We start from the raw sequence: 15,345 nt of genomic DNA on the forward strand, positions 1-15,345 counted from the left end.
AACGGGCTATCGTCAATACTTTTTTGAGTAAATATGTTTATTAATATTTATATTTGCTCATATAAGACGGATATTAATTTTATAATGTTCATACATGCTCGTTTGTGTCAATCGATTAAGCCATAGGAGTACTTATAAATGCTGTAAGGGTCAAAAAAAACCGGACCGGCACCAGGACTCTTTCGGGGCGTTCCATTCCGCCTCCGGTCCAGTCCTACTGCCTATCCGGCTCTGCCTCCCTCCCCATTCAGAGGCGGGCGAATATTTCATGCCCCGATCGCTACAGCGCTTCCTCGTTCTTCTCCTCTAGCGTATTTTTGGCGCGGTTAAATACTCTTATCTCCAGATAACTTCCGAATTTTGCGATCAGCGCCGAAATAAAGACCGTAAAAATAACCATGCCGTAAAATCCGGCGCCGATCCCGATTCCCACACCCCCGACAAACAGTATCATCGACGCCGAGGTCAGCCCGCTAATCTTGAGGCCATTCTTCAGTATGACGCCTGCGCCGAGAAAACCGAGTCCCGATACGATCTGCGCGGTCAGTCGCATCGGGTCCATCATTGTTCCGTCGCTGCCGGTGCTGAATTTTTCGACGCTGTATATGGAAATCAAGGTAATGAGCGTACTCGCCACGCAGACGTACATATAGGTTTTCAATCCGGCGGGCTTGCTCTTCGATTCGCGGTCCCAACCGATCAGGAATCCGAGAATAGCGCTCAGAGATACCCGCACATACATTTCATAATAGTCTTTCATATGCATCTTGGCGTCCATCAAAAGGCCATCCAGCATATGACCACCTCCTTTTTTACTATTTGGACAAAAAAGGCCGTCCGCCAAACAGCGGAACGGCCCATATATCCAAAAACCAGAAAGTATAAAAATTTGGACTTGCCTTTTCTGATATTTCTGAGGGAAGAAACTTGCTGCGCCGCCAAAGGACGGCGACAGCCGTTTCTTCTTGGCCGCGGGGGTCTGAGGCCGGAGCTGGTGAATAATCTTGAAGGCATTTTATGGATGATTGCCGCATATCAAACGATTGCCGAAACGGAAATCAAAAAATTCGTTTTATTATTTCTTCAATCGGCCCAGTTCCAATAATGAGCTCCAGTACGGCCAACAGCGCCAAATGGGCGGGATAGAAGCTTCTCCACAGCCATTTTGGCATGCGCCGCCGCTCCATCTGCCTGAATATCTCGGGCCAGTAGGCGATAAACACCGTCGAGAAGATGCTGAAGAGCTCCAGCACCCAGCTCTTGAGAATAATAAACAGGATGTTCAGGCCAAAATGGCCGAGCACCATAAAATGGCTTGTCGTATAGGTGTAAATGAGCACAAGCAGCAGCCCGTAAGCGCCATAATCGAAGTCGAGCACCTCCATGACGACGGCCGCTGCGATTGCGGCGGGAATCCAGATGCTTTTCCTCCAGTTCTCAATTCCGTACAGCACGACGAGGCAGACAAGCAGCGTTCCTGCCGCATTCACCCCAACGGTACCGAGAGCAAATGTGAAAGGCAGCTGGGAAATTAACGCAATCCAGAACAGACGCCGCATGTACAGCTTCATATTGCTCGTCCGCTTGTATCCCAGTACAATGCAGTAGGCGTAAATAGGGAACGCGATCCGGCCAATCACCCGCAGAATTGTCAGATCCTTGAAGAAGGTTACGCCAAGATGGTCGATGAGCATCGTCACCATGGCAATCAGCTGCATATGCTTTCCTCTTTTCCTTGTAATTGTGCCGATCGGCTCCATTCCTCTATATAATGCCGCATATGTCCGCTACTTTCAAGGACATGCTGGGCTGGCGCGCTTCCTGCACCTCTGCCCCGTCCCGCCGGCGCAGTGACATAAAAAAATCCCGCCATCGCTTATTATTTATAAGCGAAAGACGGGATTGCCGTGCGGCCAGCTGTCAGGATTGCTGCGATTTCGCTTCCATCCTGCCGGATAGCAGAACGCTGCCCTCGTAAAGTACGATCATCGGCACGTAAACGAGCAGCATCGATACGGCATCGGGCGGTGTGATAACGCCTGCGACGATAACAAGCACGAAATATGCGTAACGGCGAAACTTGCGGAGCATGCGCGGCTTTAACAGCCGCAGCTTCGTCAGAAACAGCACAACGATGGGCAGCTCGAACATGAGCGCTATCGGAATCGTAATGTTGAACAGGAAGGAGAAATACTGCATAATGCCGTAAGTTTCGGTCAACTCGAGCCGATGCGCGACACTCGAAGTGAACATAATCGCCATTCTGAAGACGATAAAGTAACCGAAGGCGAGACCCGCCAGAAACAGCAGCAGCGCGGCGGGAATAAACATAAACGAGACCTTCCGCTCCTCCTCCATGAGCCCCGGCTTTAGAAACAGCCACAGCTGGTACATGGAGAACGGAAGCGATACGACGGCTCCGCTGATGAATCCGACATTCAAGTACAAGCGCAGCGCATCACCCGGCGAAAACATGTTCCAGGCCAGCCGGTCTGCAGGCGGCATGCTCTTCATCCATTCGATCAGCGTCTGCGCCGCAATCAGCCCAGCCGCCACGCTGACAAGAAGCGCGGCCAGCGCGAATACGATTCTTCTGCGCAAGTCGGTCAAATGCCCGACAAGCGTCATCTCACCTTTACGCTCCCGGGTTCCCTGCCTGCCCGGAGAAATTCCGATCATGAATTGCGCGGCTCAGCCGCCTTGCTCCCCGCCTCATCCAAAGGCAGCTCCTTATCCGGTTCTCTGGAAGCCGACAGCGCTCCCGTTGTAGCGTCTTTGAATTCGCGGAACATTTTTCCGAAGCCCCGTCCAAGCTCAGGCAGTTTATTCGGCCCGAACAACAGAAGAGCCACCAAAGCGATTAAAATAATATGCCACGGCGACAGCATACCCATGATTTATCCCTCCCGCTATGTTTTTTGCGAAGTCATTATCATAGAGAATCATAGAAACGAATTCTTGTAGAAAATAGTCGCTTTCCGGCTGCCGGCCGCTCCCGACGCGAAGCCGAAGCTTAGACGGCCTGTGCTCTCGTCGTTCGGATTCGTCAAGCGAATGGCCATGCCTTCCGGCTCCCGATAGGCCAGCGACACACCGGCCTGGGTATGGAAGCGGTCCACCTGTGTGCCCGTATTGAGATCGACGGTGGTCAAATACGTATTGCCCGGCGACGGGTTCGAGGTGCTATAGGCGGTTCCATCCAGGAGGTACAAATATTTGCCGTATACGCAATAGCCTTGAAATACACCCAATGTCGCGGGCTGATAAACGCTCGCGATTGCGGTACGGCCGCCGGCTTTGAAAGCCTGCAAATTGTATACGTCAAAGCGGGGGTTGGTTGTCGCGTCCCGGTAGCGGACAATCAGATTGCCATGGTAATTATCGATATTGCAGGTGTAGCTGTAGTTGCCCGTGCCCGGCACCGTGTATTTGGTCAGAGACGGATTGGTATTATACAGCGTCGTGCCATTGGCAAACGGGAACCGGCATATTTTCGAGCCCCAGCTGTCCGCTCCATCGATGACGCCATCCGTCTCTGTCCACAGATAGGCCGAAGTGCCGGACGGCTCCACGCCGATCGATACGCCGTGGCCGAATCCCTTCAGTGCCATCTGACCGAGAATCGTGCCTGTCATGCTCAGCTTCGTCACGGTCAGATCGCCCGAGGACGAGGGCGAGCCGTACGTAATCTGCACCGTATAAATGGCATTGTTGACGCTGTCGAACCCGAAGGACTGCATAACCGTTGCGCTGCCGAGCGACACGTCGCGGAACATTTCGCCGCCCGAGCCGCTCAGCGAGAAGCGCGGACTGTTCGGAAGAACCGCGGCTGCCGCTCTGCTTCTGCCGCCGCCAAGCGCGATGCCTGGGAACATTGCCGCTGCGGCGATCCCTCCGCTCAGCATCAGAAATTTCCGCCTGCTGAAGCTTTTGTCCGATAGTGAAGCCGACTCCTGCTCCGCCGAAATGTTTGCGTTTTCATCCCTGGCTCTTTCTTCCTTCTCTTTGCCGGTCTCCATCATAATTACACCTCCGATATGAGTGTTTGTTCGCCTTACATCGTCAGTTTATTGAAAATCACGGCAGCGGAATAGAGTAAAAAAACCGATATCGGCGGTAAAATATCAACTTTTTAGATTTACTTCCAAATTATGATAGACCCATGCTGAATGAGCATTTGCCGGAAAGGACAGACGCAATCAGCGCGCCGCGAATATCAGGGTATTATCTTGACAATACCAGCCAATCGTCAACTTGTTGCGATATATCCGTTGCGCCTGCCGGCAGGACATTTATAATGAACGGATAACGGGAAGCCGGAGCACGCACAGGCGGAGCTTGCAGGAATCGCCTGGCCTGCAGATATTCCTGCCCGTATTGGGGCGGACGCTGCCTCATCATCGAGAAAATCAAACGGGGAAAGGAACGGTGCAATGTACAATCTGTTGATAGTCGACGACGAGCCGAGAATCGTAAGCGGCCTCTACGAACAATTTCTGGATTGGAAACCGGAAGAGCTGAACGTATACCGCGCGTATTCGCCCCACGAAGCGCTGGCGATCCTGACAGCCTCCAAGATGGATATCGTCCTGACCGACATTCATATGCCCGGGATGAGCGGGATCGAGCTCCAGCAGAAAATTCATGAGCGCTGGCCGCGCTGCAAAGTCATTTTTCTGACGGGCTACAGCGATTTCGATTATATCCAGTCGGCCATGCGAAACGGCGGAATGGACTATATTCTCAAGGTTGAGGGCGACGAGCCGATACTTGCCGCCGTCGGCAGGGCGATCGAACGGCTGAGGGATGAGCGGGTGTCCGACAATCTGCTGCAGAGGGCAAGAGAGCAAATGCAGGCGGCAGGACCGATGCTGCGCAATGAATATATATCCGGGCTGCTGCAGGGGGAGCTGAGTGCCAAGGCCGTCGACCGCGACCGCTTCGAGGAGCTGCAGATTCCGCTGTCGGCAGCGGAAAATGTATTGCTGGCGGTAGGCCGGGTCGACCAATGGCCGGACGATCTGCGTCCTTCGGATAAATCGCTGCTTATGTACGCTGTACAAAATATTTCCGGAGAATACATGAACACGCTCCGGCTGCTCTCGATCCCGGCCAATCCCTCCCGCCTAATATGGCTCATTCAGCCTGCGGCGGGAGACGCCGGATCCGGAAGTGTTGCGAAAGTCACGGAATGGGAGGCTTGCGCCGCCTTTGTTCACGGTACGATGTCCGATATTCAGGATGCGTGCCGGACGACGCTGAAGCTGCCGCTATCGATTGCCATCAGCTCGGTCTGCTGCCCGTGGTCCACCGCGGCTGCCCAATATATGCGGCTGGAGCAGCTGCTTCAGCGGGGCTTCGGTCAGGATATGGAGATGCTGCTGTCCGACGCGGTGCCGGCTCCCTCTTCCCTGTCCCCCGAGTTGGCCTGTCTCACGAAGCAGGATATCGCCCTTCGGCTGAAGGCGGTCAAACAGCTGGAAGCCCTGCTGCTGGGCGGTCAGAAGGATGAATTTTTCGCTTTGTACGAGGACATTGCGGAAACCGCCCGGACGCTGCAGAAATTCCCCGCGTTCCAGCCGTTCCTGGTCGAGCTTGAGTACGCCTTCGCCTCCCTTTTTCTGTCTTACATGAACCAGTGGGGGCTGCTGGAGGCGGTAACCGCCTCCAGGGAGGCGGGAACGCTGCTTCACAGGGGAGTATTCGTATCGTGGGCGGAGACCGAGGAGTATTACCGGGAACTCTCCAGCCGGTTGTTTGCATTGAGGACGGGCGAGCAGCAGGACCGGACACAGAAGATTTTGACGATGGTGAATCAATATATCGAGCAGCATCTCGCCGAGGACCTGTCGCTCGACAGGTTGGCCAACCATGTCTACCTGCATCCGACCTACCTGTCGCGCCTGTACAGGCAAATGACGGGTACCCGGCTGTCCGACCGAATTAAAGAGCTGAGACTGAAAAAAGCCAAGGAGCTGCTGGCCGCTCCCCGGCTAAAAATTCATGAAGTATCGGCCAGCGTCGGATTCGAGTCAGCCCATTATTTCACCAAGGTGTTCAAGAAGGAGCTGCATATGACACCGCAGGAGTTCAGGGACCGCTGCTGCACGGAACAGAATTAGCTGTGCCGTGTACGGACCACTTTCTCAAGCGTGAAAGGATTTCCAGAACTCCCCTTCCGTGTCGATGATATCCCTGATCTGCGCAAAAGGAATCGTAAAGGTCGGGAACCCCGCGACGTATGGAGCGATCTCATAGGGCTCGAAATATAAATGGAGTGCATCATCAGTCACATAAAACGGCTGGTCCGGCCGTATGCCGGTATAGCTGCCCGGGAATACGTACGAATATTGCGGGTCCTCCCTGATTTGTTTGCCGACTATATCGCTTAGTACCTTCACATAGTCGCTGCCTGGCTTAAACAGGTCCTTTAGCGCATACATACGGCCATTGGTCAGATTCAGGATCGCATATGTTTTCGTTGGCATGCCGTGGGCGGCGCCAAATGGGAAATTATAGCCATTCAGTACTAGCTCCAGCAGCTTCTGTTTGTAAAACGCGACATCGAAATCGCCGGAATATGAATAATCGAGTTTTTTGCTGGCGGGAACCGGCTTGACCTGGGACATTTCCTTCAGCTTGGCGTTAACGGTCCGCTGCGCGGCTTGATTTGCCATCCCTTCAACTTGCGGGTAATAGACGAGATAATCCGCATTTGGCTTATATTTCTCCTCTTTCACAAGGTAAGGAGGCTGGAGCGGGATAACCTTATTTTGCTGCCAGACGACGCGTCCGGCACGGGTCAAATAAGACAGCCGCTGATCGACGAATGCCTTGATCAGGCCGTTCTCTTCCAGTGTAAGCGTACCGCTGCCCTCCACGCGCGGATAACCCGGCGCAGGCTTGCCACTGCGATCGATAAAATACGTTTGCTTCGCGTCGTAGACCGAGGCCAGACCGTCCTTGAAATTGGAAACGTCATTATACAGGAAGTCCGACAGCCGTTGGCCGTTCCAGTCGGCGATGGCGAAGACCGAGCCGACGAAGGGCTGCTCGGGGTCGACTGCCCGGCCGAGCGCCAGCCGCTCATCTCCCAGATCCCGGATGTCGTTGTACTCAGGCTTGACAATGAAGGCTCCCTGCTTGTCGATGACACCGTAGCTCGATTTGTAATCCTCAGCCGTATTGACAATGGCCCGGCCGTCATGGAATGCAAATGCCGACGAATAGGACGGCTGGATCACGACAGTCCCTCGCTCGTCGATATAGCCGTATTTGCCGGCGGATTCCTGTTGGAAGGCGAGCAGTCCGTCGCCGAGCGGTCCCACATAAGCATACGGATAGGTGGCGAGTCTGCGTCCGTCCGGCCCAATGAGCGCATATTCATTGTCCTTGATTTTTACAACTGCCTTACCAGCTGCAAAATCATTCGCTTCCTCGAACTGCGCCGGAATCGCTTCGTTCCCCCGGGAATCCAGATAGCCGTAAAGACTGATGCTGCCATCGGCATCGCCGCTGCCGCCGCCTTCTGTGACATAGAAGACCGTTCTCCCGTCCTGCATGTCCGCGATAAACGGGTACGCCCGCTTTGTCAGCACCGTTCCTGTCTCGTCGATCAGCCTGAACCCCTGGCTGTCGATTACCGCCGCCCGGTCTTCCGAGAACGGGCTGATCGAATCATAGACAGGCTTCGCAACGTAATTCGATGATGTGTCGATAACGCCGTAGCTCCCATTCTCGCTGACGATTGCGAGGCCATTCTGCTGGAAATCCCGCGCATCGTCGTACAGGGGGAGAATCGTCATCCTGCCGCTGCTGTCAATATAGCCCCATTTCATCCCGCCCACCGTTTTGAGCGATGCCGGGAACAATCCTGCCGCCCGCGGCATGTTCATCAGCTCCAGCATCTGCCTGATGTTCCGCTCAAGCGCAAGCAGCGCCTCGCGGGAAGGATAGGGCTGGGTGAAGCCGAGCGCCCTTCGGACAGACACCAGCGCATCCTGCGGCATGCCGGCGCGGTACTGCGCATCAGCAAGGTAATACCAGTAAAACGGGTATTCCGGATACTGCCGAGTCATTCGCTCGTAGTAGCGGACGACCCCCGGGAAATAATAAAAATATACATCCGGCGCGGGCACGAACCTCCCGTTGCCCCACCTCAACACCTCGACGCGGTATGCCTCCCCCGTGTCGTGGATCCAGAGCGCGATTTCCGCTTTGCCGTCACGCCCGTCAAGGCCCGGCATATCCATCACTTCCAGATAGCTGAAGTTCATATCGGCGGGAGCCGCATCCTTCAGCCCTTCCCGCGTCCACTCGTAGACCGACAGCTTTGACCAGATCGAACCGATCTGCCAGCCGACGATCAGATTGTTCAGGCCTGGTCTCATGACGGGCGCCGCCGTCAGCAGCGTTACGCCGTATCCCTGCCCTTTCACATTCGCGGCAATCTCCCACATGCGGTCCCGGGATTTCAGCACAAGCAGGTAAAGCTCCCCATTCAGACGGTAAACAGCTGCGATTTCCGGTACCCGATCCCCGGTTAAATCGGCAGCGTATACCGCCGCATGCGCAGCAGGCCCATTGATCATCATCAGTTCCGCACCCGCCGGCAAATGGGCCATGGCGATCTGCGTCAGCTGCGGTTCGTTAACGGCCATGTCAGCATCCTCCCCTATTCCCGCATTCTTCGCCTAATGGTATGCAGTCTGTCGGCAGATATGCTTGCTTGCGGAGGAAACATGTTCAAATCCTTTTCGTTTCTGCGGCTGCTTGTATTCCCCCTCTTCTTATGGAGCTGAAAAAAACGTATCCCCGCACCGGATTCGAATCCGGTGCGGGGATACGTAAAATCTCTTTCTACATTAAAAAATGGAATCGTTTGTCACTGCTTCTGAAACAAACGATTGATGATCACGGCTGCCTGCGCTCTTGTGGAAGGCTCCTTCGGAGCGAATCTGCCGCCGCCCATCCCTTCAATAATCCCGGATTGCTGCATGGCGTCTACAGCTTCTGCCGCATAAGCCGATATCTTGGACCGGTCGGCAAATGCAGCGGCCGCCGCTGAGGCTTGTAATTCGATTTGCTGCAATTCGGCTATTTTATAAACCATTACCGCCATATCCTGCCGCGAAACAGGGTCATTCACGCCAAAGCTGCCGTCTGTCCTGCCCTTGACGATCCCGAGTTTCTGCGCCGACGTGACTGAATCGGAGTACCAGTGCTTCTCCTTCACGTCCCGGAATGTGGACGCCTCGCCTGGCGCAGCAAGATCGAATGCGCTCATCAGCATGGTGATGAATTCCGCTCTTGTAACTGCCGCCCCCGGGTTGAAGTTTCCATTCCCGTCTCCGTTAATGATTCCTCTTGCCGCCAAAGTCTCAATAGCGTCAATTGCCCATTCGCTTTTCTTGAGGTCTCCGAATGAGATATCCGCATATCCGACCGCGTATTTACTGAAATGCTCCGCTTTAAATTCAACACTGCCGGCTGCCGGATTATATTTGCCGTTTTTGATGATAGTCAAATCACCCTCATCATTGATGTAATACACGATGATCTTGTTGGGATTTTCCCCGGTCATCAGCTTGTAGGCAATAGCAATCTGCATTTCGTCCCCGTTAAATCCGGTTATAGGCTGCCCGTCCAGGGTCAAGCTGAAATCGTAGACCGCATGGTCGCCAATCCGCTCTTGTACCGCTGCAGGAAGACTGTCTTTGCCGACCCTGGCAACCGTGAGCCGCAGGCTCGAACCCGCCGTCCCTTCTTTGCCGGCAAACAGGCTGGTCAAGAAGGATAGAGTGGTGAACCCCATATCGACTTTGATCGTATCGATGGCATCATCTCCAGCCGCCAGTATGGGCTGATACGGGATATCCACCTTCACTTCCCTGGCATTATCCAAATCGGCGATCTCGATGGTGAGTGTCTGGGCAGAGGAGTCCAGCATTGCAGCCTCCATGTCCGCCGCTCTCAATTGTATGACCGCATCACCGTTCGCATCGATGACAGGCTGTACCTTGATCATTCCTTTACCGACCGAATAGGCCGGCGCTGCTGCCCATGGTGAGGGGAAACCAGATGGCTCCTGTCCCCCGCTGCCATCGTCGTGATTATCGTTATTGTCATCGTCACCGTCATCGTCATCATTGCCGTTGTTATCGTCATTGGCCTTTGCCGGTGTGCCGGTTACTGTAATACCGGCAGACCTGTTTCCAGTCAGATCGACCGTACTGAGCTTAAATGTGTAGCTGGTGCCGTTCGTAAGGCCGGAAATAACGGCGTGTTCCGCTCCTTTGGCGGCATACACGGCATCGATGACGGTCCCGTCCGCCGATTCAATTCTAATCTTCTCCAAATCGCTGTCGCCCGGATCTGTCCAGGATAGCGCGAGTTGCCCGTCGCCTTCGGCGACAGCGGCACCCGTTACCTCTCCCGGAGGCGTCGTATCCGGCAGATCTCCGGTTTTGACAAGGGTAATGTTATCCAGATAACCCCAATAATCCGCGCTGGCCGATGCCGAAAAAGCAACGGTCACCGTCCCGTCCGTCACGCGGATTCCCGGAATGCTGAAGCCGCCCCAGATATTATGCCAATCGGCTCCGGCCTGGCCCTGATTGATAATGTTCGCTGAAGCCCCTCCGGATGGCGTTTCGGCCCTGAGCTTCAATTCGGCAACGCCGGGATCGTTCACCGCTCTGCCGGCGTCGTCGATCACCATATTGCTTTTTCCTGCTGAACGCGCCGTCAAGGTATAAAACCCGTTCGGCAGTCCATTTACCTTCTGCGACAGCGTAAAAGCATACGCGTCCTTCGACCAGTAATCGAAGTAGCCGGTTCCGGCATAAACCTTGCCGTCCCCTGTCTCGCGGATCGCGTCAAAAACGCTGGAGTCTTGGATGGAGCCTGCAGCAGCTCCCGTTAACGTCCACGCACCGAGCTGGCCTTCCCGTTCAAATCCGCCATCCGGTATCAAGCCTTCCGCGTTGCCGTCCGTCTTCAAACTGAACGTGCTTGCCGGACTGTTCGTATAACCGGGCTTGGATGCCATCGCTTTCAATACCGTGTTGGCGGCAATCGCAACCGGCCCCGTATAAACAAGCGTCGTGCTGGTGTTGCTGGCATAACCCGGTTCGCTTCCGTCCGTCGTATAGTAGATCACGGCACCTTCCGTCCCGCTGGACAGCGTAACCTTCGAAGGAACAGGCAATGCCGCTTCCGCCGGGAGAGCCGCATCCCCGATAGAAGCTGTTACCGGCTTCGCCTGTGTCTGTGGATCTGTACTGGTCGGCAGGCCGAAATAAAAATCGTCGACATCTCCCCATGCTCCCGCAGCTCCATTGAGATTCACGCCGACCGTGACATGTCCGGAGGTAACCGGAACCTGCAGACTGTATGGTTTGAAATTGTTCCAGCCAGCCGGCACAGCGTCGATCTTCATCATCGCCGAAGGATCGCTTGCATCATACCCCACAGCGTACAGATAGGGAACCGCCGCGTCGCTCAGAGCATCCCCGTCCACCCATGCGGAGAAGGTATAGGTAGCATTAGCGACATTAAGGGTTTGCGACACCGTGGCGTCGCTAAAAGCCGAATCGCTCCAGTAATGGATCGCACTCGTGCCGGAGCGTGGCGTCGAGCCTGCTCCTTGAGGTGCTCCGATGGAAGGACTGGATACCGTCCAACCGGCGGACCCGCTCTCAAGTCCCGGATTCATCAGCAGATTCGGCGGCTGCGCAGAATGCACCGTAATCACAGCCGAGGCTGCCCGCGTCTCGGAGCCGATCGTTCCATAAGCCGTATAGACACCGGGTTCCGCCGTATTGACTGCTGATGTGTCCCACGCCGATACCGCAGCGGGTTTGTAACGACCATCGCTGTACTGCCCCTGTACGGAAGAAGGCAAACTCAGAACCCCGCCTGCCTCCATGGTTCCGTAATACGGGTCCGCAGCGACAAATACCGGCGCGGGAGCGGCAGCTGTCCCCCGAACGAGATTGAATACATCGATAGATGACAGCGCTTTCCCCGTGTAATCGAACAATGCCTGATTTTCCCATCCGCTGCCCTGTCCGGCAATCCAGCCCGTGTCGTTGCCTGGAAGCCAGTCTGCTCCCCAGTAGAACAGACCCAGCCCCTGATTGCCTGGCACATTTGCCAAATTGTTGATGACATCGCGAATGGCTGCCGCCTGGCCCTGCGGCGTAGGGGTGTAGCCTGCCGTATAAGCGCTGCTTTGATCAAAGTTATTGATCGTCTCGTCTCCCGGCTCAAGCGTCCAGGCATAAGCCGTCTCCGCCACGATGACCGGTTTGCCGTACCGGCTTGCCAACGTATTCATAATAACAGCATTTTGCTCTGTCGTTCCGTGCCAGAATGGATAATCGGAGATGCCGATCAGGTCAAAATCGACCGCTGTACCGCCGGTTGTCCAGGTGTCCAGATTCCAGGTAAACGTGCCTGTGCTGCCGCTGGAATTCCCCGCGATGTGGATCATGATTTGAATGTCCGGATCAACCGCTCTCACCGCTGCGGATGCTTTCTGGAGAAAAGGCGCCGCTTTCTCTGCGGAATCGCCATCCGGCCAGAGCAGCCCTCCGTTGATCTCGTTGCCGATCTGCACCATTTCCGGGAGAACGCCTTCCGCTTCCATCGCGGTCAGCACATCGTATGTGTAGCGGTATACATCCTCCTGCAGCACGGTCCCGCTGTGATTGGCCCAGGCCTTTGGCTTATTTTGCTTGCCGGGATCAGCCCAGAAGTCGCTGTAATGAAAATCCAGCAAAAGCTTGATCCCGAGCGCCTTTGCCTGTTTGGCCATGGCGATATCCCGGGCCAGATCATTGTTCCCGCCGCCGATCGGCTGACCGAACGCATCAGTCGGATCGTTCCAGATCCGCAGTCGGATATAGTTGACGCCGTGCTTCTTCAGCACCTGCATGGCGCTCATTTCCGTACCATCGGTATCGTAAAACTTCCGGCCTGCTTTTTCGAGCTCATAGAGCTCGGAGACATCCGCTCCCATGATAAAATCGCTTCGCTGTCCGTTCTGCAGTCCCGGGACCGGGTCCACCGAGACGGTGCCTGAAGCCGGCTGTGCCGCGAAGCCCGTCATCGTTCCCACTGGATAACAAGAAAGAATAATGAAGAAAACGAGCCATTTTGCTGCCAGGGAACGATAAGATATTCTGCTTTTCATATACATTTTTCAGCTCCCGTCAGATTATTGTTTAGTCACTTTTCACTCATTCGCTAAGTGCGTTCATGGAGGAGAGCGCTGCTTCGTTTCAATACCCGGGAAGCATACACAGGAAGCGTAAGCTTCATTAAGACGGGCTCTCCCGTCTCAGCATCGGTGTAAGCCTGATCCAATTTCAGCGTCCGCTCCTCTCCCGAGAAATTAAGAAGAAACACAAAATCATGCTCCCCGTCGGAACGAAGCTGTGCCGATACGCCTCCAGGCAGCTCGATATCCATCGCGCGTCTTACGCCCGCATCCGATACCAGCTTTCCATATAACCCGTCATAGAACGCCGGATCATTAACGCGCGCCGCCAGATAGTAAGCCTTGCCTTTGCCCAGCGTATTAACCGTTAATGCTGGCCGTCCGGCATAGAAATCTTCCTTATACTGGCCAAGAATATCTGCGCCTTCGGAATGGATCAGCTCGCAGATTTCATGAACTTCGAAGGAACCGGCCAATCCGAGTGCGTTCCCGGGCGTCATGACGATGCCATTGCGGTCGTGATCATGCAGTCCTTCAACCTCCTCCGCCCAGATGCCGAGCGTCTTGCGCAGCGGACCGGGAAAGCCGTTCAGGTGGCACAGGTCGTTCTCGTTCACAATGCCAGACCAGTAGGTGACGAACAGCGTGCCGCCATCCAGAACGAAACGCTCCAGCAGCTCCCCCGTCTCCTCGCGTAGCAGATAGGCCATAGGCAGGACAAGCAGCTTATACGCGGAGAAGTCATCCCCTGAGCCGATAATGTCAACCGGAATGCCTTGTCTCCACAACGCCCGATACTGCTGCATCACCGTCTCTTCGTAATGGATGCCCTGATTTCGCGGCCCCTGGGCATCGTTGACCGCCCAGCGGTTATCCCAGTCGAACAGGATGGCCGCTTCCGCCGGAACATCAGTGCCGATCAATTCCGATAAATGCGACAGCGATTCTCCCAGCGAGGCAACGTCCTTGAACACGCGGGTATGCTCATGCCCGACATGATCCACGACCGCGCCGTGAAATTTTTCACTGGAGCCCCGGCTTTTGCGCCATTGAAAATACTGAACCGTGTCCGCGCCGTGCGCAACGGCCTGCAGCGAAGACAGTCTGTGCATCCCGGGCCGCTTCAGCTTGCTGACAGGCTGCCAGTTCGTCTGGCTCGGCGTGCTTTCCATCAGCATGAACGGTTTTTGCTTCAAGGAACGGAATAAATCGTGATTGAAGGCAAACCATGAAGCAACATTGTCCTCTGCGGGCGACTCATGCCATGTCGGATATGCATCCCACGATATGACGTCCACCGCTTTCGCAAACTCGCGGTAATCCAGCCCGTCGAACAAATCCATCATGTTTGCCGTACAGGGCAGATCGGGATTGACCGCTTTCAGCGGATTGATTTCATGCAGGTAGAAATCGATCGTCTGATCGCTGACGAACCTTCGCCAATCGAGATTCTGCCCGTGCACCATGGTCTCGCCATGCGGTGCGGGCGATTCGATCTGCTGCCAGGATGTATACGTATGGCTCCAGAAGGTCGTCCACCACGCCTGGTTCAGCGCTTCGAGAGAGCCATATTTCCGCTTCAGCCATTTCCGGAAAGCATCCTGGCAATAATCGCAATGACATTCGCCGCCGTACTCATTGGAAATATGCCAGCCAATAACCGCCGGATGAGCCGAATACCGCTCCGCCAGTCTGGCATTCATGATGCTCACCTTCTCGCGGAAGACCGGTGACGTGTAGCAATGGTTGTGCCTGCGCCCATGCAGATTTCTCCGGCGGTCCGCTCCGACGCGAAGCACCTCCGGATACTTCTCCGACATCCAGGCCGGCCGGGCGCCGCTTGGCGTCGCCAGCCAGGCGAATATGCCGTTATCGGCGAAAGCATCCAGCACGTTATCCAGCCAATCGAACCGGAATGTCCCCTCCTCCGGCTCCAGCATAGACCAGGAGAAAATGCCTACCGCCATGACATTGCATTGGGCCAGCTTCATTAGACGAATATCCTGCTCCAAAACATTCTGATCGTGCAGCCATTGGTCCGGGTTATAATCCGCACCGTGCATGAAGACCGGCAGCTTGCTGCTGATCGGTGGAAATTTCTTGTTCATCCTGTTTCATCT

At 55.0% G+C, this 15,345-nt stretch carries 9 protein-coding genes; 1 reads left to right on the forward strand and 8 read right to left on the reverse strand.

Going from position 1 to position 15,345, the window contains the following annotated elements; all coding sequences use genetic code 11:
• Positions 1-280: 280 nt before the first annotated feature.
• From AC0YOA_RS00065 to AC0YOA_RS00085, 5 genes are all read right to left on the reverse strand, one after another.
• Positions 281-796 (reverse strand): MgtC/SapB family protein, encoded by a 516-nt coding sequence (locus AC0YOA_RS00065; RefSeq protein WP_475784860.1) that lies wholly within the window; start codon positions 794-796, stop codon positions 281-283.
• 262 nt (positions 797-1,058) lie between these two features.
• The gene (locus tag AC0YOA_RS00070) at positions 1,059-1,718 is read right to left on the reverse strand and encodes a TraX family protein (protein ID WP_475784861.1); all 660 of its coding nucleotides are present in this window, start codon (positions 1,716-1,718) and stop codon (positions 1,059-1,061) included.
• 202 nt (positions 1,719-1,920) lie between these two features.
• A complete protein-coding gene (gene tatC, locus AC0YOA_RS00075; protein WP_475784862.1) occupies positions 1,921-2,679 on the reverse strand; it encodes a twin-arginine translocase subunit TatC in 759 nt (252 codons plus the stop codon).
• Positions 2,676-2,894 carry a twin-arginine translocase TatA/TatE family subunit gene (gene tatA / locus AC0YOA_RS00080; RefSeq protein WP_379113194.1) on the reverse strand — a complete coding sequence of 73 codons (219 nt, stop codon included), beginning with the start codon at positions 2,892-2,894 and terminating at the stop codon, positions 2,676-2,678. The genes tatC and tatA overlap by 4 nt, the downstream gene beginning before the upstream one ends.
• Before the next feature lie 48 nt (positions 2,895-2,942).
• The gene (locus AC0YOA_RS00085; protein ID WP_475784863.1) at positions 2,943-4,022 is read right to left on the reverse strand and encodes a phage baseplate protein; all 1,080 of its coding nucleotides are present in this window, start codon (positions 4,020-4,022) and stop codon (positions 2,943-2,945) included.
• 411 nt (positions 4,023-4,433) lie between these two features.
• On the opposite strand from AC0YOA_RS00085, the gene AC0YOA_RS00090 reads away from it, so the two are divergent.
• A complete protein-coding gene (locus tag AC0YOA_RS00090) occupies positions 4,434-6,122 on the forward strand; it encodes a response regulator (protein ID WP_475784864.1) in 1,689 nt (562 codons plus the stop codon).
• A 24-nt stretch (positions 6,123-6,146) separates the two neighbouring features.
• On the opposite strand, the gene AC0YOA_RS00095 is transcribed toward AC0YOA_RS00090, so the two are convergent.
• From AC0YOA_RS00095 to AC0YOA_RS00105, 3 genes are all read right to left on the reverse strand, one after another.
• Complete coding sequence (locus tag AC0YOA_RS00095) at positions 6,147-8,660, reverse strand: WG repeat-containing protein (RefSeq protein ID WP_475784865.1); 2,514 nt, start codon at positions 8,658-8,660, stop codon at positions 6,147-6,149.
• 224 nt (positions 8,661-8,884) lie between these two features.
• Positions 8,885-13,198 carry a glycosyl hydrolase 53 family protein gene (locus tag AC0YOA_RS00100; RefSeq protein WP_475784866.1) on the reverse strand — a complete coding sequence of 1,438 codons (4,314 nt, stop codon included), beginning with the start codon at positions 13,196-13,198 and terminating at the stop codon, positions 8,885-8,887.
• Positions 13,199-13,251: 53 nt separating this feature from the next.
• Complete coding sequence (locus AC0YOA_RS00105; protein ID WP_475784867.1) at positions 13,252-15,333, reverse strand: beta-galactosidase; 2,082 nt, start codon at positions 15,331-15,333, stop codon at positions 13,252-13,254.
• Between the last annotated feature and the right edge of the window lie 12 nt (positions 15,334-15,345).

It is taken from the genome of Paenibacillus sp. JT22N12 (genome assembly GCF_056269365.1).